18 protein-coding genes are annotated in these 17275 nt (G+C 54.2%); 11 read left to right on the top strand and 7 right to left on the bottom strand.

Annotated elements, in window-relative coordinates; translation table 11 throughout:
- Positions 1 to 116 precede the first annotated feature (116 nt).
- Positions 117 to 1019: an MBL fold metallo-hydrolase gene (locus DPO_RS01980; RefSeq protein ID WP_006963936.1), complete on the top strand. Its 903-nt coding sequence runs from the start codon at positions 117 to 119 to the stop codon at positions 1017 to 1019.
- A 16-nt stretch (positions 1020 to 1035) separates the two neighbouring features.
- Positions 1036 to 2172 carry a bifunctional chorismate mutase/prephenate dehydrogenase gene (gene tyrA / locus DPO_RS01985; protein WP_006963937.1) on the top strand — a complete coding sequence of 379 codons (1137 nt, stop codon included), beginning with the start codon at positions 1036 to 1038 and terminating at the stop codon, positions 2170 to 2172.
- Here tyrA and DPO_RS01990 read toward each other — a convergent pair.
- From DPO_RS01990 to DPO_RS02005, 4 genes are all read right to left on the bottom strand, one after another.
- Positions 2169 to 3446 carry a peptidoglycan -binding protein gene (locus DPO_RS01990; protein WP_006963938.1) on the bottom strand — a complete coding sequence of 426 codons (1278 nt, stop codon included), beginning with the start codon at positions 3444 to 3446 and terminating at the stop codon, positions 2169 to 2171. The genes tyrA and DPO_RS01990 overlap by 4 nt on opposite strands.
- A 12-nt stretch (positions 3447 to 3458) precedes the next feature.
- Complete coding sequence (locus DPO_RS01995; RefSeq protein ID WP_006963939.1) at positions 3459 to 4328, bottom strand: hypothetical protein; 870 nt, start codon at positions 4326 to 4328, stop codon at positions 3459 to 3461.
- A gap of 121 nt (positions 4329 to 4449) precedes the next feature.
- Entirely contained in the window at positions 4450 to 5811 is a 1362-nt protein-coding gene (locus tag DPO_RS02000; RefSeq protein ID WP_006963940.1) for a sigma-54-dependent transcriptional regulator, read from the bottom strand.
- Positions 5808 to 7280 carry an ATP-binding protein gene (locus DPO_RS02005; protein ID WP_006963941.1) on the bottom strand — a complete coding sequence of 491 codons (1473 nt, stop codon included), beginning with the start codon at positions 7278 to 7280 and terminating at the stop codon, positions 5808 to 5810. The genes DPO_RS02000 and DPO_RS02005 overlap by 4 nt, the downstream gene beginning before the upstream one ends.
- A gap of 351 nt (positions 7281 to 7631) precedes the next feature.
- Between DPO_RS02005 and DPO_RS02010 the strand changes: the two genes are divergently transcribed.
- On the top strand, positions 7632 to 8150 hold the full coding sequence (locus DPO_RS02010; RefSeq protein ID WP_006963942.1) for a Spy/CpxP family protein refolding chaperone: 519 nt from the start codon (positions 7632 to 7634) through the stop codon (positions 8148 to 8150).
- Between the two features lie 144 nt (positions 8151 to 8294).
- On the opposite strand, the gene DPO_RS02015 is transcribed toward DPO_RS02010, so the two are convergent.
- Positions 8295 to 9110, bottom strand: a complete 816-nt coding sequence (locus DPO_RS02015) for a fumarylacetoacetate hydrolase family protein (RefSeq protein WP_006963943.1) — start codon at positions 9108 to 9110, stop codon at positions 8295 to 8297.
- A gap of 71 nt (positions 9111 to 9181) precedes the next feature.
- Here DPO_RS02015 and DPO_RS23615 point away from each other — a divergent pair, with 71 nt between their 5' ends.
- From DPO_RS23615 to DPO_RS02055, 8 genes are all read left to right on the top strand, one after another.
- Positions 9182 to 10045 (top strand): rhomboid family intramembrane serine protease, encoded by an 864-nt coding sequence (locus DPO_RS23615; protein WP_051069318.1) that lies wholly within the window; start codon positions 9182 to 9184, stop codon positions 10043 to 10045.
- 88 nt (positions 10046 to 10133) lie between these two features.
- Positions 10134 to 11369 carry an MFS transporter gene (locus DPO_RS02025; RefSeq protein WP_006963945.1) on the top strand — a complete coding sequence of 412 codons (1236 nt, stop codon included), beginning with the start codon at positions 10134 to 10136 and terminating at the stop codon, positions 11367 to 11369.
- A 44-nt stretch (positions 11370 to 11413) separates the two neighbouring features.
- Positions 11414 to 11845, top strand: coding sequence for a hotdog fold thioesterase (locus DPO_RS02030; protein ID WP_006963946.1), 432 nt, complete (start codon positions 11414 to 11416; stop codon positions 11843 to 11845).
- A 111-nt stretch (positions 11846 to 11956) separates the two neighbouring features.
- Entirely contained in the window at positions 11957 to 12568 is a 612-nt protein-coding gene (locus tag DPO_RS02035) for a TetR/AcrR family transcriptional regulator (protein ID WP_006963947.1), read from the top strand.
- A gap of 283 nt (positions 12569 to 12851) precedes the next feature.
- Positions 12852 to 13865 carry a TRAP transporter substrate-binding protein gene (locus DPO_RS02040; protein ID WP_006963948.1) on the top strand — a complete coding sequence of 338 codons (1014 nt, stop codon included), beginning with the start codon at positions 12852 to 12854 and terminating at the stop codon, positions 13863 to 13865.
- Positions 13866 to 13981: 116 nt separating this feature from the next.
- Positions 13982 to 14647 carry a flavin reductase family protein gene (locus tag DPO_RS02045; RefSeq protein WP_006963949.1) on the top strand — a complete coding sequence of 222 codons (666 nt, stop codon included), beginning with the start codon at positions 13982 to 13984 and terminating at the stop codon, positions 14645 to 14647.
- Complete coding sequence (locus DPO_RS02050; protein WP_006963950.1) at positions 14638 to 15171, top strand: TRAP transporter small permease; 534 nt, start codon at positions 14638 to 14640, stop codon at positions 15169 to 15171. Before DPO_RS02045 ends, DPO_RS02050 begins: the two co-directional genes overlap by 10 nt.
- A complete protein-coding gene (locus DPO_RS02055) occupies positions 15168 to 16466 on the top strand; it encodes a TRAP transporter large permease (protein WP_006963951.1) in 1299 nt (432 codons plus the stop codon). The genes DPO_RS02050 and DPO_RS02055 overlap by 4 nt, the downstream gene beginning before the upstream one ends.
- Positions 16467 to 16739: 273 nt before the next feature.
- Here the strand turns inward: DPO_RS02055 and DPO_RS02060 are convergent, their stop codons facing one another.
- Together DPO_RS02060 and DPO_RS26655 are read right to left on the bottom strand one after the other, a co-directional pair.
- Entirely contained in the window at positions 16740 to 16952 is a 213-nt protein-coding gene (locus DPO_RS02060; protein WP_006963952.1) for a type II toxin-antitoxin system HicB family antitoxin, read from the bottom strand.
- A 183-nt stretch (positions 16953 to 17135) separates the two neighbouring features.
- A complete protein-coding gene (locus DPO_RS26655) occupies positions 17136 to 17264 on the bottom strand; it encodes a hypothetical protein (RefSeq protein ID WP_353740163.1) in 129 nt (42 codons plus the stop codon).
- Positions 17265 to 17275: the final 11 nt, after the last annotated feature.

Here is a 17275-nt window from a genome sequence, read left to right on the forward strand (position 1 = left end):
GGCGGATCGCCGGAGTGTTCTGGTCGCTTTCTGTCCTTTGAAAATTGTTCTTGACATCCGGGTGCTGAATTTTTAGCTTAGCATTTTAAGTTTTACCCTTGTTTCATGGAGATATCATGCCGGAACCGGATAGGAAAATTGAGTCATCCAGTTATCCCATGCCCCTGTCCTCCCGGGTGACGGTGCTGGGCAATCACTACATCAACCTGTTTCTCGTTCAGGGAGACCAGAAAACCGCTCTGTTCGAAGCCGGTATCTCCGGTATGGTGGATACCGTCATCCGCCAGCTGGAACACTTAAATGCCGCACCGGATTATCTGATCATCAGCCATCCCCATTCCGATCATATCACCGGGCTTCCGGGACTGATGGAACGGTTTTTCCGGGCACAGGTTCTGGTCGGAACCGGTACCAGAGAATTTATCACCCATCCCAAAGCCGGTCCGCTGATGCGGGCAGAAGATGAATTCATGTCCCGGGGACTTGCCGACAGAGGCCTGCCGCCCCAGCGGCCCCCCATCAGCTCCATTCCGGATCTGTCAAACGCCCGGGAAGTGGCAGACACGTTTGTGCTGGATCTGGGAGGGATCGATCTGGAGTTATTTCCCGTGGCCGGGCATTCTCCGGGCAATATTCTGGGACGGGTCAAAGATATGGTGTTCTGCTCGGACAGTGTGGGATTCCATTTTCCGGGCAAAGGATTCTGGCCTTTGTTTTTCACAGGCGCCAAAGAATATCTGGACACGCTGGCACATATCCAGGCCATGGCACCGGCCATCGTGTGCCCGGGACATCAGGGGCCGCTGAGACATGAGTCAGCCACCGCAGGGATCCAGGCCGGCATTGACACGGCCCGGCGGTTCATTGACCGGGTCACCCGGACCGCCTTGACGGACCGGGAACTGGAGACCCAGCTGTTTCATGAAAGCTACCGGGATGAGTTCACTCTCTACACCAAAGAAAACATCGCCAACTGCAACCGGCTGTTGATCAAGCGGGCCCGGCAGTCGGCAGCCTGAATCCCGGAGAATTTAAATGACCGACCCCGGCTTTTCCGACCAGATCCGCCCGTTGCGGGACGAAATCGACCGCATCGACACACAGATTCTGACCCTTCTGGCCAGACGTCAGGAACAGGTGGATCAGGTGGCGGACCTGAAAAAAAAATGCGACATGCCCGTATACCATCCGGCCAGAGAAGAAGACATGATCTCTCGTCTCAGACCCCAGGCCAAAAACAAAGGCCTGGACCCGGATGTCACGGAAAACCTGTTCCGGGTGATCATCCGCCAGTCCCGGGTCAAGCAGACGTTTTCCATGCAGTACAAAGGGGTCCGGCCCGGTGCGGCCGTGCTGATTGTCGGCGGTGCCGGACAGATGGGAGCCATGTTTGCCTCTTTGTTTGAAAAATCCGGGTACGGGGTCCGGATTCTGACGGAATCGGACTGGGAAGCGGCCCCCCAACTGTGCGAAGGCATTGACCTGGCCCTGGTGTCCGTGCCCATCGAGCACACCGTGGCGGTCATCGAAAAAATCGCCCCGTTTCTGCCGGCCACGGCCCTTCTGGCAGACCTGACCTCCATAAAAAAAGATCCCGTGGAAGCCATGTGCGAAAACCACAATGGACCGGTCTTGGGCCTGCATCCTTTGTTCGGCCCCACCACCTCTTCTTTGGACAAACAGATCATTGTCTACACACCGGGCCGGGACATGAGCGCCGGCCACTGGCTGGTGGAACAGATGGGGCTGTGGGGGGCCATTCCGGTTCAGGCATCGGCTGTGGAACATGATGAGATCATGGAGATCGTCCAGGCCCTGCGGCATTTTGCCACTTTCTGTTTCGGCCGGTTTTTGTTTGAAAAACAGGTGAAAATCCAGCGCACCCTGGAATTTTCCAGCCCCATCTACCGGCTGGAGCTGGGCATGGTGGGCCGGCTGTTTGCCCAGGATGCCGGCCTGTATGCCCAGATCGTTTTTGCCACAAAAGAACGGCGGGACCTGTTAAAGCAGTTTGTCACCTCGTTGGCCCGGCATACGGACATGCTTGAAAAAAAAGATATATCCTCATTTACCCGCCAGTTCAACGAAATTGCCGAGTGGTTCGGCCCGTTCAGCGACCAGGCCCTGAGGGAATCCACGTTTCTTATCGACCGGCTCATCGAACGGTTTTAATAATTGGTGAGCTTGATCTCGATGCGCCGGTTTTTGCGATAGGCTTCCGGGGTATCTGCCGGGTCAATGGGATGGTATTTACTGAATCCGGCGGCGGCCATGCGGTTTTCCGGGATTCCCTGACGGCTTAAAAACCGCACCACGGACACGGCCCGGGCTGTGGACAGTTCCCAGTTGGAAGAAAAATACTCATTGTTGATGGGCACCTTGTCGCTGTGGCCGTCGATCTGGAGAATCCAGTCGATATCTTCGGGAATCTTTTGGGCAACGGTCAGCAGGGTCTCGGCCAGGGCGGCCAGATGGGTTTTGCCTGCCTCTCCCAGATTCGCAGACCCGGAGGCAAAAAACAGTTCCGCCTGGAACACGAACCGGTCCCCCCGGATCTGGATGGCCGGGTTATCTCCCAGGATCTGTTTGAGCCGGCCGAAAAACTCGGACCGGTACTGGGTCAGTTCATGGACTTTTCTGGCCAGGGCAATGTTCAATTGTTTGCCTAAATCTTCAATTTCGGCATCTTTTTTGTCGGATGCTTCTTCCGCCTGGGCCAGGGCGGTTTTGATCACCTCCAGCTGGTCCCTGAGCCGGGAGATCTGATCCGTGAGCAACGCCACCTCGGCCCGGGCCGATGCCGACAGCTGCTGTTCCTTTTCAATGCTTTCCTTCTGGGATGCCAGCACAGCGGACAAGGCCTGGATCCGGATGTCCTGTGCTTCGATTTTTTCCTGGGCCAGCAGTGTGGTTTCTGTCTGATCCGCCAGCCGGGCCGCCAGGCGCATGGACCGGTCCCGCACCACCCCCAGTTCCCGGTCCCGGGATGCCAGGGTTGCGGCCAGGTCTCCCACTTCCTGCTCCAGCTGTTCTCTGACCTGCTGCAATGCCGAAATATCTTCATTCAGGCTGGCAATGGTGAGCATCTGCTTTTTCAAAGTTTCTTCATCCACCTCAGCCTGGGCCTGATAATCCGCCACCTGGGACATGAGGATCTCTTTGTCTTCAGACAAAGCGATAATGGTATCTGACAATCTTGCCACCTGGGTCTCCAGGCGCCCGGATTTTTCCTTTTCAAGCCCCAGCATTTCCGCCAGCTGGCTCACCTGGGTGTGAAGCCGTGTCAGTTCGCTTTCCTGGCCCCGAAGCACTTCACTGAGCAGAAACTGGGCCACCACAAAAATCATCAGAACAAAAATCACCACCATCAGCAGGGCCGACAGCACATCCACATATCCGGGCCAGGCTGAGATGGGACTCGCGTTTCGCCGCGCTCTGGATAACATATCCGCTCCTTATCAGGCTTCGGATTCCGGCGGGGAGTCCGGATTTTTCTTTTGCTGCTGTTTGAGCAAAGATGCCATGGCCTGGTTGTTTTTCTGCATCTGGTTGACCAGCACCCGCAGGTTGGTGTCAATGTTTCTGAACATTTCAGCGGAACCCCCTGGTACGGGGCCGGGCAATTCATCCACATCCACCAGCCGGGTGACCCCGGACAGCCATTCTTCCATTTCATTGAAAAACCGGTTCTGGGCATGGCCGGCCTGAATATCGATAAACCCCAGCACCAGGCTGCCGCCTAAGCCGAACAAAGAGGATGAAAACGCCGTGCCCATCCCTTTTAGCGGATTTTCCAGCCCCTGTTTCAACCGGTCGAACAACAGAGCATAATCGCCATTGCCCACTTCCAGGCCGCTGATCACCTGTCCCACCGTGCCGATGGTCTGAAGCAGCCCCCAGAACGTGCCCAAAAGCCCTAAAAACACCAGCAGCCCGATCATGTACTTGGAAATTTCCCTGGCTTCATCCAGATGTCCCCGGATCCCGTCCAGCACTGTGCTCAATGATCCGGCAGACAGCCTAAACCGGTCCCTGTGAATCTCTTCCAGATGTTTGGCCAGAGGAGACAGCAGCGTGGGCGGTTCCACCGTGGAAATACCGGGGTCCCCGGTGCGGAATTTCTTGATCCAGTTGATCTCGGGCTCCAGCCGCAGAATCTGGAACACGTTGATGGCGATGCCCACACACAAAGCCGCCAGAATCAGGAGATTAAATCCCCAGTTGGCCATGAACGCGGCCTTGAGCGGGGTTGCCAGCAAGGCGCAGACCCCGGCCACCACCAGCAGATAGATGAAAGTTAAAAACAGATAATGCCGCGGATTGGTCATGTTACCCCTCCTTGAAAATCGGATGCACGTTTGTGCCGGAACCCGGCGCCCGGGCATCCACAATATGAAAATCCGGTTTCACCGGTTGTACGCAAATGATATCCGATTGTCAAGAATCCACTTATTTGTCTTTTCCATACTGTTTAAGCTTTTTTAACAATGTTTTTCGGGTAATTCCCAGGCGCCGGGCCGTTTCGCTCTTGTTGCCGTCAGCTGCGGCATAGGTGGATAGAATCGCTTGTTTTTCAATCCGGGACAACGGCGTATTTTCCAGATGGCCGGCCCCATGAGCCCTGTCCGGCGTTTCTGATTCATCCGTTTGTCCAAAGGGCAGATCCATCCGGGTGATATAATCGGTCCGGGCCAGGACCACGGCCCGTTCCACGGCATTCATCAGTTCCCGGACATTTCCGGGCCAGGCATACCGGATCATGGCATCCATGGCATCCGGTGCCACCCCCTTGATCTCCCGCCGGTTTTTTTTGGAAAACCGGGCCAGAAAATGCAGCACCAGCTCCGGAATATCTTCGGGCCGTTCCCGCAAAGGCGGGATGGTCACGGTCACCACATTCAAGCGGAAAAACAGGTCCTGCCGGAACGTGCCCTGTTTTGCCATGGCTTTCAGATCCCGGTTGGTGGCCGCAATCACCCGCACATCCACGGAAATATTGTCATCACTGCCCACGGGGGTGATCTCTTTCTCCTGGAGCACCCGCAGCAGTTTGACCTGCATGGGCAGGGTCATCTCACCGATTTCATCCAGCAGGATACTGCCTTTGTGGGCCAGAAGGAACTTTCCTTTGCGTTTTTTGTCCGCACCCGTGAACGCGCCTTTGGCATGGCCGAACAGTTCCGACTCCAGCAGGGTCGGAGTAATGGCCGCACAGTTGATCCGCACAAAGGGCTGGTCTTTCCGGGGACTGTTGTCATGCAGGGCCGCAGCCGCCAGTTCCTTGCCCGTGCCCGATTCCCCGGTCACCAGCACATTGGCATCCGTGGGCGCCACCATGTTGAGCGTGTCCAGCAATGCGGCCATGGCCGGACTTTTTCCCAGAATATTGTGGTGAAGGGCTGTGGATTTGAGACGCTCCTTCAGGTGCTGATTTTCCGACTGCAGAAAAATCCGTTCCAGGATCCGCTCGAGGGTCAGTTTCAGCCTGTCAAAATCCAGCGGTTTGGTCAGATAATCATACGCCCCGATCTTCAGGGCTTCCACGGCCGTGTCCACGGACGAATACGCGGTCATCATCACCACGGGCAAAGACGGGTTGTATTCCAGGATCTGTTTCAGGGCCTCCATGCCGGACAGGCGCTTCATTTTCATATCCAGCAGCACAATATCAAAACTGCGGGATTTCACCTGTTCCACCCCCGTGTCCCCGTCATCGGCCAGCACCACCTCATACCCCCAGTCCGCTATCAGGGTCTTGAGCATCCGGGCATGGGCCGGGTCATCCTCCACCACCAGTATCTGATGTGTCATTTGCTGTTTTCCTTTTTCTGTGCAGACAGCCGGATAAAAAATGTGGTTCCCTGATCCTTGACGCTCTCCACCCGGATCTCTGCGCCCAGGGTTTCCACCAGCCGGTGCACAATGGACAGGCCTAAGCCCGTGCCGTCCGGCCGGGTGGTGAAATACGGATCAAAAATGTCGGACAATATGTGTTCATCCATGCCGCAGCCGTCATCTGTGACACGAATCTCCAGATCCCTGCCCGGAGACACATCAACCACCGTGACCGTGAGTGTGCCCCCGTCATCCATGGCTGCCAGGCTGTTCATGTAAAGGTTGAGCAGAATCTGGTTCATGCGGTCCGGGTCCGTGTAAAATGTTGACCGGGCCGATCGGATATCCGTGTGAACGGCAATGGATTTCTTTTCCAGGTCATGGGCCATCAGCTTCAATGAGTGGGATATCACTTGCCGGAGGCCCACCTGTTTTTTTTCCACGGCCATGGGCTTGGCAAACTCCAGCAGCTGGGTGACGGACCGGTTGATCCGTTCCACTTCCTGGACCATGATCCTTGCGGTGTCCTGATCTTCCGGATGATCGGCATACCGTTTTTCAAAATAGGTGGCAAACCCTTTGATGGAGCTCAACGGATTTCTGATCTCATGGGCCACGCCCCCTGCCAGTTTGCCGATGGCTGCCAGGTGCCGGGTGGTTTCCACCTCTTTTTTCAGTTTTTCCGACAATGCCCTGGCGCTGACCAGCCGGGCTTTGGTGGTGCGGTAGGCCTGGAACACCATCAGACTGATCACGCCCGCACACCCCAGAATAAAAAACATCACGCCCTGGCCCACGGCATCACGCAGCAACCGGGCCTGAGCCCGGCCCATCTGATCCATGGAAAGCCCTACCAGGATCCATGCACCCGCCTCCAGAACGTCATGTTTCTCCATGCCGCTTTCTTTGTCCTGAAATGGCCCCGCCCTTCTTGTCCGCTGCATGCCGTGCATCATGCGCATGGGATGGCCCCCAAACCGGCTTTCCATGGGGGTAAACCGCTTGTATACCTCAAACACTTTTTCTTTGCCTTTGAGCAGGGATCGATGAAACACGGGGCTTTTTGTTGCTTCTGAATCAGGCATATCCGGTATATCCGTCAAAACCTGCCCCACCTGGTCCGGATCACTGTGAGCCAGTATGGTGCCCCCGGCTGAAACAATCATGATATGCACCACTTCCGGCTGAAACGCGGTTTCCTGAAGCAGATCCTGAATCCGGCGCATGCCCCAGTGCATGGTCATCATGCCGGTCCGGGTCCCGGCCTCAAAGGTCCGGATCAGAGAAATTCCCTTGGCCAGCTGCTGATCCGTGATATGGGATTTAAGCTTTTGCATCCGGTCCAGGGTCATGACCGCAAAAATCGGTGTCAGCACCAGAATCACCCCTGCCAGCATGAGCGGGGAAATCAGGGACGACAGTGATCGGGGTGATAATTTTTTCATATCCGTTTACCGCAGCAAAGATTGTACCAGTTTCAACGTATCTACCCTATTTTGTATCAAATGTATACATTTACAGTCGTGGGGTTACCACCCCATGGATAATAATTACCCACCTGGATACCCAGTTCGGGTAAAAAGGATACAATCTATTTTCTGCCCCATGCCACGCAATGGGTTAAAAAAACAATTTATCCCTTTTATTTCAGACGGATATGATTATATTTTCAGCATGGCACGCCCTTTGCTGTAATCTATTGCCAGGGTAACCGGGTATCTGCAAAACAAAGACACCCATAAACAATAACAAAACTGAACGCTATTTTTTAATTTTTTTACAAAGGAGATTTCATCATGAAAAAAGCACTGATACTGATCACCGCACTCATCGCCGTTGGATTGTTATCCACTTACGCATTTTCCTGGGGACCGGGTAAAGGCATGGGCGGATACGGGGGCAGCACCAGCTGCCCGGGAATTGACCGGAACGCCTATACGGATCTGACCGAAGCCCAGAAAAACGAACTGGCAACCCTGCGCCAGCAATTCATCGACGACACCTATGAATTGCGGACATCCATGATGCAGACACACAATGAGATCCGCCTGCTCATGGAAACCTCCCAGCCGGACCGCGCTGAATTGAGCCGGCTGAACACGGAAGTGTCTGATCTCATGAAACAACTCCAGGAAAACCGGATCGACTTCATGCTGGCCGCCAAAAAAGTGGCCCCTGAACTTACGTTCGGCCCGGGCATGGGCCGCGGATATCACAACGGCTATGGCAAGGGCGACTGCCCGAAACTGGGCCAGGGATATGGTCAGAAAAACGGTGATGGCAGCGGCAGAGGTTCCCGTTGCAGCCGGTATTAATCCGATATGGAAACACTGAGGGGTCCGGCCGGTGACACAGGCATAATGATACCCGAAACCGGAACCCTTTTTTAAAATCAAGTCCCTTTATCTGACACGCCCCTGAAAAACCGGATGATCCGGAATTTCAGGGGCGTGTTTGTTTCAGTTTCCGCTTTTTTCTGCAATCACGGGATTTTCCAGCATCCCGATTCCCTGGATCCGGGTTTGTAGATGATCACCCGGCATCAGGTATACCGGGGGTTTCCGGGCAAACCCTACCCCTTCCGGGGTGCCCGTGAGAATCAGGGTTCCCGGCGCAAGCGTTGTGGATTCAGACAGAAACGCGATCAACCGGGCCACGGAAAAAATCATGTCCCGGGTGTTGCTTTGCTGCATGGTTGTGCCGTTGAGCACACTTTCCACCGCCAGGTTCTGGGGGTCTTGGATCTCATCGGCTGTCACCAGCACCGGCCCCAGAGGACAGAACGTGTCAAAACTTTTCCCCCGGACCCATTGCCCGCCCCCGGCATGTTTCTGCCACCGCCGGGCCGACACGTCATTGGCGCAGGTATACCCCAGCACATAATCCAGGGCCCTGGCTTCGGACACATTTTTGGCTTCCCGGCCGATCACCACCCCCAGCTCCGCTTCATAATCCACTTCCGGGGTTTCCAGGCAGGAGGCAGGGATCACGATGTCACTCTTATGGGGGGTCACGGCCCCGGGATTTTTCATGAACACCACGGGGTATCTGGGCAGATCCATGCCCGTTTCCTTTGCATGGCCCCGGTAGTTGAGCCCGATACAAAAAATTGCCCCGGGCACCACGGGCACCTCGAGTGTTGCCACATTTTTTCGCTGTCTGGTATCTGTCAGTTTGTCGAACAGATCTCCTTCCACCAATGACGCCGTGGTGCCGTCATAATCGCACCCCGTGTACAATTGGTTGTCCGCTGTCCTGAATCGTATGATCTGCATGCTTTTATTTCTCCTGAACTTGGGATAAACTGTGCATCATGTCTTTGCCTTTACCACAGAATCCGGATAAAATGAAACGTATTTTTACCGGAATGACTTCCCGGAATGCAGATCTGATCCTGTTGATACTGGCCTCCCAGAACATCCGGGCCAGAAAATCAACAGGATCTCGCGGCATCGATATTTCAACCTTCTCAGACCATGCAGACGAGGCAACATCCCAGGTGGCTGCCTATTTCCGGGAAAACCGGTCCGGTTTTGAACCGGTATCGTCTGCGGCAGCCATACCTGCCGGATTCGTATCCCCCGGGATTTTTATCATCATGGGGCTGCTGGCAGTCATCCATCTGGGCATCGAAATGACCGGCACCCGGTGGGACTGTATCCTGGCCTATGGATCATCGGGCATGTACATTTTCCAGGGAGACACCTACCGGGCCGTCACAGCCCTGTTTCTGCATTCGGACACGGCCCATCTGCTGGGAAACCTGGCAGGGATTTTGTTATTTGCCGGGCCGATCCTCCGCATTTCCGGATATGGGTCCGGGCCGCTGTTTGTACTGTTTGCCGGCACGGGGGGCAATTTGATCAATGCCGGATTCCGCGGCACGGCACTTTTGTCCATCGGCGCATCCACGGCGGTCATGGGAGCGGCCGGGGGTCTGGCCGCATTCCAGATGATGCGCAAAGGCCCGTTACGTCGGCGGGACCGGATCATGCCTCTCATTGCCGGGGCCACGCTGATGGCGTTTTTAAGCCATGGGGAAAACACGGATGTCTGGGCCCATGTGTTCGGATTTTTGTGCGGTTTTTTCGCCGGCATTTTCTTTTTTCCCCTGACAACGGTCTGCCGGTTCCGGTTCAGGGAACCCATGGCCCTGGTTATCACCCTGATCATCCTGGTGTCGGCTGTCTTTGCAGGCCTGATGAAATAAAAAAGGCGCGTAAAACTACTTTACACCTTCCCGCTTTATTGATACAGATGCGATATCTTTCGCCACTTTCTTGGAAAAGGAGCGTCGCATGGAAAACAAGCTGCATTACGGATGGATCGTCATTGTCATGGGCCTTTTCACCACGGTGGCTGCCCACGGATTCGGCCGGATGGCCTACACCCTGCTGCTGCCCGCCATGAAGGAAGGGCTGTCGTTTGACTACACCCAGCTGGGCCTTCTGGGCACGGGCAATTTTATCGGGTACCTGTCCATGGCCATCATCGGCGGTTTTCTGGCGGCCCGGTTCGGCACAAGGGCCGTGATCACTGCGGCGTTAGCCCTCATGGGCATCACCATGATCCTCACCGGTCTGGCCGAGTCCTTTGGATTTGCCTTTGCCATGCGGCTTTTCACAGGCCTTGGCAACGGGGCTGCCTATGTGCCGGCCATGGCCCTGGGATCGGCCTGGTTTGCCATCCACAAACGCGGATTTGCCACGGGAATCGTGTCCGGGGGCATCGGGCTGGGCACTTTTTTATCCGGCCTGATCGTCCCGTTTATTCTCAAATCCTACAATGCGGACGGGTGGCGCTATTCCTGGTATATCTTAGGCGTGCTGGTGCTTATCGTGGCTGTGCTGGTGGGCATTTTTCTGCGGAACCAGCCGGCGGAAAAAGGCCTGACGCCCGTGGGCCAGAAAGACGCGCCAGACAAGGCAGCGCCGGCACCCAAGGTCTCTTCCCTGGACTGGGGGGCCGTCTATCAAATGAAATCTTTGTGGTTTCTGGGGGTGGTGTATTTTTTTTACGGCATGTCTTATATCATCTACATGATATTTTTCGCGGCCTATCTGGTGAATGAAATGGGTTACAGCCAGGCCTGGGCCGGCGGACTATGGGCCATGGTGGGCGGATTGAGCATTTTCTGCGGCGTGATCTGGGGCAGCATTTCCGACCGAATCGGCCGGGGAAAAGGCGCGGCTCTGGCCTATCTGGTGCTGGGGACCTCGTATCTGGTCTATGCCCTGGTCAAGGTGGAGGCCGGGTTTTATATTTCCGCGGTCCTGTTCGGGCTCACGGCCTGGAGTATTCCCACCATCATGGCGGCAGCAGCCGGGGATTTTGTGGGACCAAAGTTTGCGCCGGCAGGATTGGGATTCATCACTTTGTTTTTCGGCATCGGCCAGTCCATCGGCCCGGCCCTGGGCGGATATCTGGCAGACACCACAAAGTCTTTGACCACCCCGTTTCTGGTGGCCGGAGCCATTTCTTTCACCGGCATGGTGTTTTCCCTTTACCTGAAAAAACCAGCCCAGAGCCAGTGACCGCTATTTAATTGAACCCCAACCTGCGAACAGGATTTACGATCATGCCTGACACTACCTTGTGCGACTCAAAACTTCTGGACCTAATTCAAAAAGATGCATTTGCCCGTCATCTGGGTGCCACGGTGGAGATTGTGGCCCCCGGTCACAGCCGCGTATTTCTGACCGTCACGGAAACGATGACCAATTTTCACGGCACCACCCACGGCGGGGTGATCTTTGCCATCAGTGACATGGCCTTTGCCGCGGCCTGCAATTCCCACGGCCGGGTGGCCGTGGCCCTGAACGTGAGTATCTGTTATCTGAAACCCAGCTTCCCCGGGGACCGCCTGAAGGCCGAAGCCACAGAAGTCCACTGTGGACATCGCACCTCTTTGTATGACATCACCGTGATCAATGAAGACACGGGCGCGCTGATTGCCAGAAGCCAGGACCAGGCATTCCGGAAAGAGGCATGGATCGTGCCTGAAAAATAACGCCGGCCCATCGGAAAAAATTCAGATCCGGTCTAAAAAATTTCGAACAAGCGTTAAAATATTCTATCAAGTGCTTGACCCACATGCTTTTTTGTGCTTTAAATATTTTCCATGAAAAAATACAAGATAAAAGAACATGAGCGCAGAAAAAAAGAGATCTACCGGATCGCCACCCAGACCCTGTGGCAGAAAGGGTATGACAAAACCACCATCCGGGATATTGCCAAAGCCACGGACATGACCACAGCCGGGCTGTATTATTATTTCAAAAGCAAGGAAGAACTGCTGTTCCAGATCCTGGACAGTCATATGGACGACATGCTCGCCGGCATTGAAAAAATTGCCGCCACCCAGGCCCCGCCGCTTGATCTGATCAAAAGATACATCCAGTATCAGGTGGATAATTATTGTAAAGACAAGTTCCGCAGCAAACTGATCCTCAATGATGACGACTGTCTTACCGGGGAATGGTATGAGCAGATCAAACAGAAACAAAGGTCATTTCTGGTGTTCTGGCGACACGCGCTGGACGAATTTTGCCGGGACCAGGGCCTTCCCGCAGATCATATTGCCGTGGATGCCCACTGCCTGGTCGGTATGTGCAACTGGATCTACCGCTGGTATGATCCCAAAGGAGATCTCAAGCCTGAAGCCCTGGGCGAAAAAATTTTCAACACCTTTGTTTTCGGCCTGACCCGCAAAGGCCAGGCACCTTTCAGCTGACATCCGGCCATAACCCAATTTTTAAAACACGCAGCCGATCTGACAATTATCGGAAACGCCATACATGGCATTTCCGATAATCTGCGTTGCCCCCCACTGCCTGAAACCCCTTCAAAATCGTCATCAGATGAATTCTATAAAAACTCTCTGAACCGGAATCATTATTTTGTTGACATACAGAAATTGTCCGTGCTATGGAATGACAAACAAACGTTAAAATAATCTAACGCTTGTTTGGTAAAAATACTTTTCTAACCTTTACGTCCGAATGGAGGGTACCACCATGATGTCAAAAACCGGAATCATTGCATCAATTCTTTCCATCACCCTGGCTGTGTCACTGACGGCAGCCACTGCAATGGCAAAGCCCATTGAAATCAGTTTCAGCAACATGTTTCCCCCATCCCACATCCATGGGCAACTGGGCCAGGAATACTGCGATGAAATTGAAAAACGCACGGATGGGCGGGTCAAAATGACCTATTACCCGGGCGGCTCCCTGATATCCCCGCCCCAGACTTACAGCGCCATTGTGGACGGTATCACGGACATGGGGTTTTCCGTGCTGGGTTACAGCCGGGGCGTATTTCCGGCTTTGGAAGCCATTGACCTGCCCATGGGATACAAAAGCGGCATCCAGGCCACCAAAATCATCAATGCATTTTACGAAAAATTTCAACCAAAGGAACTGAACAAGATCAAGGTGATGTTTTTTACGGCCCACGGCCCGGGTCTCATCCACAGCAAAGACCCCATCCGGACCCTGGAAGATATTAGAGGCATGAAAGTCCGGTGTTACGGATTCAGTGTCAAGGTGGTGGAAGCATTGGGTGCCGTCCCCGTGGCCATGGCCCAGAACCAGGCCTATGAAGCATTGCAAAAAGGGGTCTGCGACGCCACCCTGGTCCCCATTGAGGCACTCAAAGGCTGGAAACAGGGGGAAGTGATCAACTACACCACGGAAACCTACAGCATCGGTTACACATCAGGTCTGTATCTTTTCATGAACAAGGACAAATGGGCGGATCTGCCCGCAGACATCCAGGCGATTTTCGAGCAGGTGAACAAAGAATGGATGGTGAAATACGGCGAAGCCTGGGATACCAGTGACCAGGAAGGCCGGGAATTCACCCTGGAACTGGGCAATGAAATCATTTCTTTGTCCCCGGAAGAAAACAAACGCTGGGCGGACGTCGTGGCCCCCGTGATCGACACCTGGGTCAAAGAGGCCTCGAAAAAAGGGCTGCCGGCCCAGGAGTATGTGGATTTTCTCAGAGAAGCGGTAAAGACTTATTAACGGCCATGCCCGGATGGGCATAACACCCATTCATATCCATTCAGGGGTTCACTAAAACCATCTGACGGCAGGACCGGCAGGTCTACCGGCCCTGCCGTCAAGATAAAAGGAGCCATATGTATTATGAACCCGGCAGAACCCGCCATGGTCTGGCCCATGACCCGTTTAAATCCTGTGTGGTGCCCCGGCCCATCGGATGGATCTCCACCCTTTCTCTGGAAGGGATTTCCAACCTGGCCCCATACAGCCAGTTCCAGAATCTGACCTTTGACCCGCCTTATGTGATGTTCGCCGCCAATCAGACCACCTTCGGTAAAAGAAAAGACACCCCAATGAATGCGGAACAGACCGGAGAATTCGTGTATAACATGGCCACCTGGGATTTAAGGGATGCCATGAACCGGTCTGCACAGGAAACTGCGCCCGATGTGGATGAATTTGACCTGGCCGGGGTCACCAAAGCCCCGTCAAAGCAGGTCAAGCCCTTCCGGGTGGCGGAATCCCCCATCCACATGGAATGCCGGTACCACCAGACCCTGCGGCTGCCGGGCGCCGGCACCATGGGTACTGTGGACATCATCATCGGACAGGTGGTGGCCGTCCACATCAGGGACGAATTTATTGACGAACACGGCAAAATAGATATCCCCAGAATCAAACCCATCGGACGGCTGGGATATTATGATTACACCGTGGTCGACAACCGGTTTGAGATGATCATTCCGGGAGACAACAAAGATTTGAGTTCCGGATTGGAAGGAGCGGCTGCCCCATGCAGATAACACAGATTGAAAACACCATCCACGGGGTGGCCCGGTTGATGTATTTTCTTGCCGGCATGGCCATTGTGGCCATGATGATAATCACCACGCTGGACGTATTCATGCGGTTCTGCGTCACCATGTACAGCAAATTCGGGTGGGAATTCCTGGCAACCTGGCGCCCCGTACCCGGCACCTATGACCTGGTGGCCATGTGCGGTGCCATTGCCGCCGCCTTTGCCATGGCCCATACCACCCTGGAATCGGGACATGTGGCCGTGAGCCTGGTGGTGCGGCTGCTGTCGAAAAAAGGCCAGATGTGGATGAAACTGTTCACAGACACGGCCTCTTTGAGTCTGTTCGGCCTCCTGGCCTGGCGCAGTGTGGTCTATGCCGGCAAGCTCAGGGAAAGCGGAGAGGTGTCCATGACCATGCAGCTGCCATATCACCCCTTTGTTTACATGATGGCCGTCTCCTGCCTGGTCGTCGCCCTGGTATATCTGATCGCTATAATCAAAAACATGAAAAAGGTGGTTTCCTTATGAGTCTGACAGCCATTGGTGTGATCGGCATCATTGTCCTGCTGATCATGCTGTTTTCCAAAATGCCCGTGGGCTTTGTGATGGGCCTGATCGGGTTTCTGGGATTCAGCTATGTCAAAGGATGGGGACCGGGGTTGAACATCCTGGCCAAGGATTTTTTCGAGATGTTTTCCAGCCACAGCCTCACCGTGATCCCGCTGTTCATGTTCATGGGCCAGATCTCTTTTTATTCAGGGATCAGCCGGCGCCTGTACGATGCCGCCTATGTGCTCATCGGAGCCCGCCCGGGTGGACTGGCCATGGCCAGCGTGGCCGCCTGCGCCGGATTTGCCGCCATCTCCGGGTCCACCAATGCCACGGCCGCCACCATGGCCACCGTGAGCATCCCGGAAATGAAGCGGTTCAAGTATGACATGGGGCTGGCTGCCGGCACCGTGGCCGCCGCCGGCAGCCTGGGCATCCTGATTCCACCTTCCACCATTTTCATTGTGTACGGCATCCTCACGGAGCAGTCCATCGGCAGTCTATTTCTGGCCGGGATCCTGCCGGGCATCCTGCTGGCCCTGTTGTTCGTTGCCGCCATTCATTTGCAGGTCCGGCGCAACCCGGCCCTGGCACCGGCCGGTCCCAAAACCACCTGGATTCAGAAAATCAAATCCCTTACCGGTGTGTTCGAGGCTTTGTTGATTTTCGGATCCGTCATGGGCGGGCTTTTCTCCGGCGTGTTCACCCCCACGGAAGCCGCCGCCGTGGGCGCGTTTTTCACCCTGCTTTTGTCCGTGGTCCGGCGCCAGCTCTCTTTGAAACATTTTTTCAAAGCCATTGCCGACACCACACGGCTGAGCTGCATGGTCATGGTCATCGTGGCAGGGGCCACGGTGTTCGGTCATTTCATGGCCGTGACCCGGATCCCCTTTGACCTGTCCAACTGGGTGGCGGCCCTGCCGCTTCACCCCATGCTGATCATGATGGTGATCATCCTGATCTATCTTGTGGGCGGATGCTTCATGGATGGATTCGCCCTGATCATGCTCACGGTCCCCATCTTTTTCCCCGTGGCCCAGGCTTTGGGCTTTGATCCCATCTGGTTCGGGGTCATCATCGTGCTGATCGCGGAAATGGGGGTGATCACCCCGCCGGTGGGCATCAATGTGTATGTGGTGTACGGCGTGTCCAAGGACATTCCGCTGGAAGCCATCTTCCGGGGCGTGCTGCCTTTTCTGCTGGCCCTGATCATCTGCAACGGCCTGCTGATGATCTTTCCGCAGATCGCCCTGTTCCTGCCGGGACTGTTATGAAAAAATGAATTCACAGATACGCGATTGTTATTACCGGACATGGCGGAAATTTTTATCATTGCCGCTTGTTTGTCCATTTCAAGAACCCCGTCATAGCAGTTACGTGTAACTCGTTTTCAATTTTTCAATTCAGCATAATATAGACAAATCTAAACGTGGAGTTTCATTTTGTCTAAAAAATCATGAATTACACTGGAGTCAACAAAAAAACACCTGAGCCGAGGGCCGCCAGGCCCCTCGGGATCAGGTGAAGCGACAGGGTTCGGTGAATGCCTATGCAAAGGCAAGACGACGGCCTTTAGGTGCTGGGATAGGATCATTAAATTCCTTAGCCGTTTTAATCCATAAATCCATGGCTGATTTAATATTAGCTAATGCGGATTCATATGTATCACCATGCGCCATGCAGCCTGGAAGCTCGGGAATATCGGCCAAAAATGCCTGATCTTCATCACTCCAGTGGATTATAATTTCATATTTATTCATCGATCTTCACCCCCCAATTTATACTTGAGAATAATGTTTCGTACCTGTTTGACTTGATATGGTTTTGCCTTATTTCCTTCTTTTTGTAAATTTGGCTTCTCCTCAATGCCTTTTTTTCTGAAAATATGGTGACTGCCTTTGACACGCATTTCAAACCCAAAATGTTGGAAAAGAGTAATCAAATCAGAGAAAGAAATATTTGCATCGCTTGTGCCACGCAAGATCTGAAAAATTAATTTGTCGTATTTCCCCATTTTCCGTTGTCCCCCCTTTACATCCGGGTATCCGACCCAAAAAAGTACCATCATCCAATTTGTCATATT

Source organism: Desulfotignum phosphitoxidans DSM 13687, assembly GCF_000350545.1.
GTDB classification, from domain to species: domain Bacteria; phylum Desulfobacterota; class Desulfobacteria; order Desulfobacterales; family Desulfobacteraceae; genus Desulfotignum; species Desulfotignum phosphitoxidans.

Coding starts and splice junctions, on each gene's coding strand:
- DPO_RS02030 (WP_006963946.1), top strand. CDS start 11,414: ATGCCTGACACTACCTTGTGCGACTCAAAACTTCTGGACCTAATTCAA.
- DPO_RS02015 (WP_006963943.1), bottom strand. CDS start 9,110: ATGCAGATCATACGATTCAGGACAGCGGACAACCAATTGTACACGGGG.
- DPO_RS02045 (WP_006963949.1), top strand. CDS start 13,982: ATGTATTATGAACCCGGCAGAACCCGCCATGGTCTGGCCCATGACCCG.
- DPO_RS01995 (WP_006963939.1), bottom strand. CDS start 4,328: ATGACCAATCCGCGGCATTATCTGTTTTTAACTTTCATCTATCTGCTG.
- tyrA (WP_006963937.1), top strand. CDS start 1,036: ATGACCGACCCCGGCTTTTCCGACCAGATCCGCCCGTTGCGGGACGAA.
- DPO_RS02055 (WP_006963951.1), top strand. CDS start 15,168: ATGAGTCTGACAGCCATTGGTGTGATCGGCATCATTGTCCTGCTGATC.
- DPO_RS01990 (WP_006963938.1), bottom strand. CDS start 3,446: ATGTTATCCAGAGCGCGGCGAAACGCGAGTCCCATCTCAGCCTGGCCC.
- DPO_RS02005 (WP_006963941.1), bottom strand. CDS start 7,280: ATGAAAAAATTATCACCCCGATCACTGTCGTCCCTGATTTCCCCGCTC.
- DPO_RS01980 (WP_006963936.1), top strand. CDS start 117: ATGCCGGAACCGGATAGGAAAATTGAGTCATCCAGTTATCCCATGCCC.
- DPO_RS02060 (WP_006963952.1), bottom strand. CDS start 16,952: ATGAATAAATATGAAATTATAATCCACTGGAGTGATGAAGATCAGGCA.
- DPO_RS02040 (WP_006963948.1), top strand. CDS start 12,852: ATGATGTCAAAAACCGGAATCATTGCATCAATTCTTTCCATCACCCTG.
- DPO_RS23615 (WP_051069318.1), top strand. CDS start 9,182: ATGAAACGTATTTTTACCGGAATGACTTCCCGGAATGCAGATCTGATC.
- DPO_RS02010 (WP_006963942.1), top strand. CDS start 7,632: ATGAAAAAAGCACTGATACTGATCACCGCACTCATCGCCGTTGGATTG.
- DPO_RS02050 (WP_006963950.1), top strand. CDS start 14,638: ATGCAGATAACACAGATTGAAAACACCATCCACGGGGTGGCCCGGTTG.
- DPO_RS02025 (WP_006963945.1), top strand. CDS start 10,134: ATGGAAAACAAGCTGCATTACGGATGGATCGTCATTGTCATGGGCCTT.
- DPO_RS02035 (WP_006963947.1), top strand. CDS start 11,957: ATGAAAAAATACAAGATAAAAGAACATGAGCGCAGAAAAAAAGAGATC.
- DPO_RS02000 (WP_006963940.1), bottom strand. CDS start 5,811: ATGACACATCAGATACTGGTGGTGGAGGATGACCCGGCCCATGCCCGG.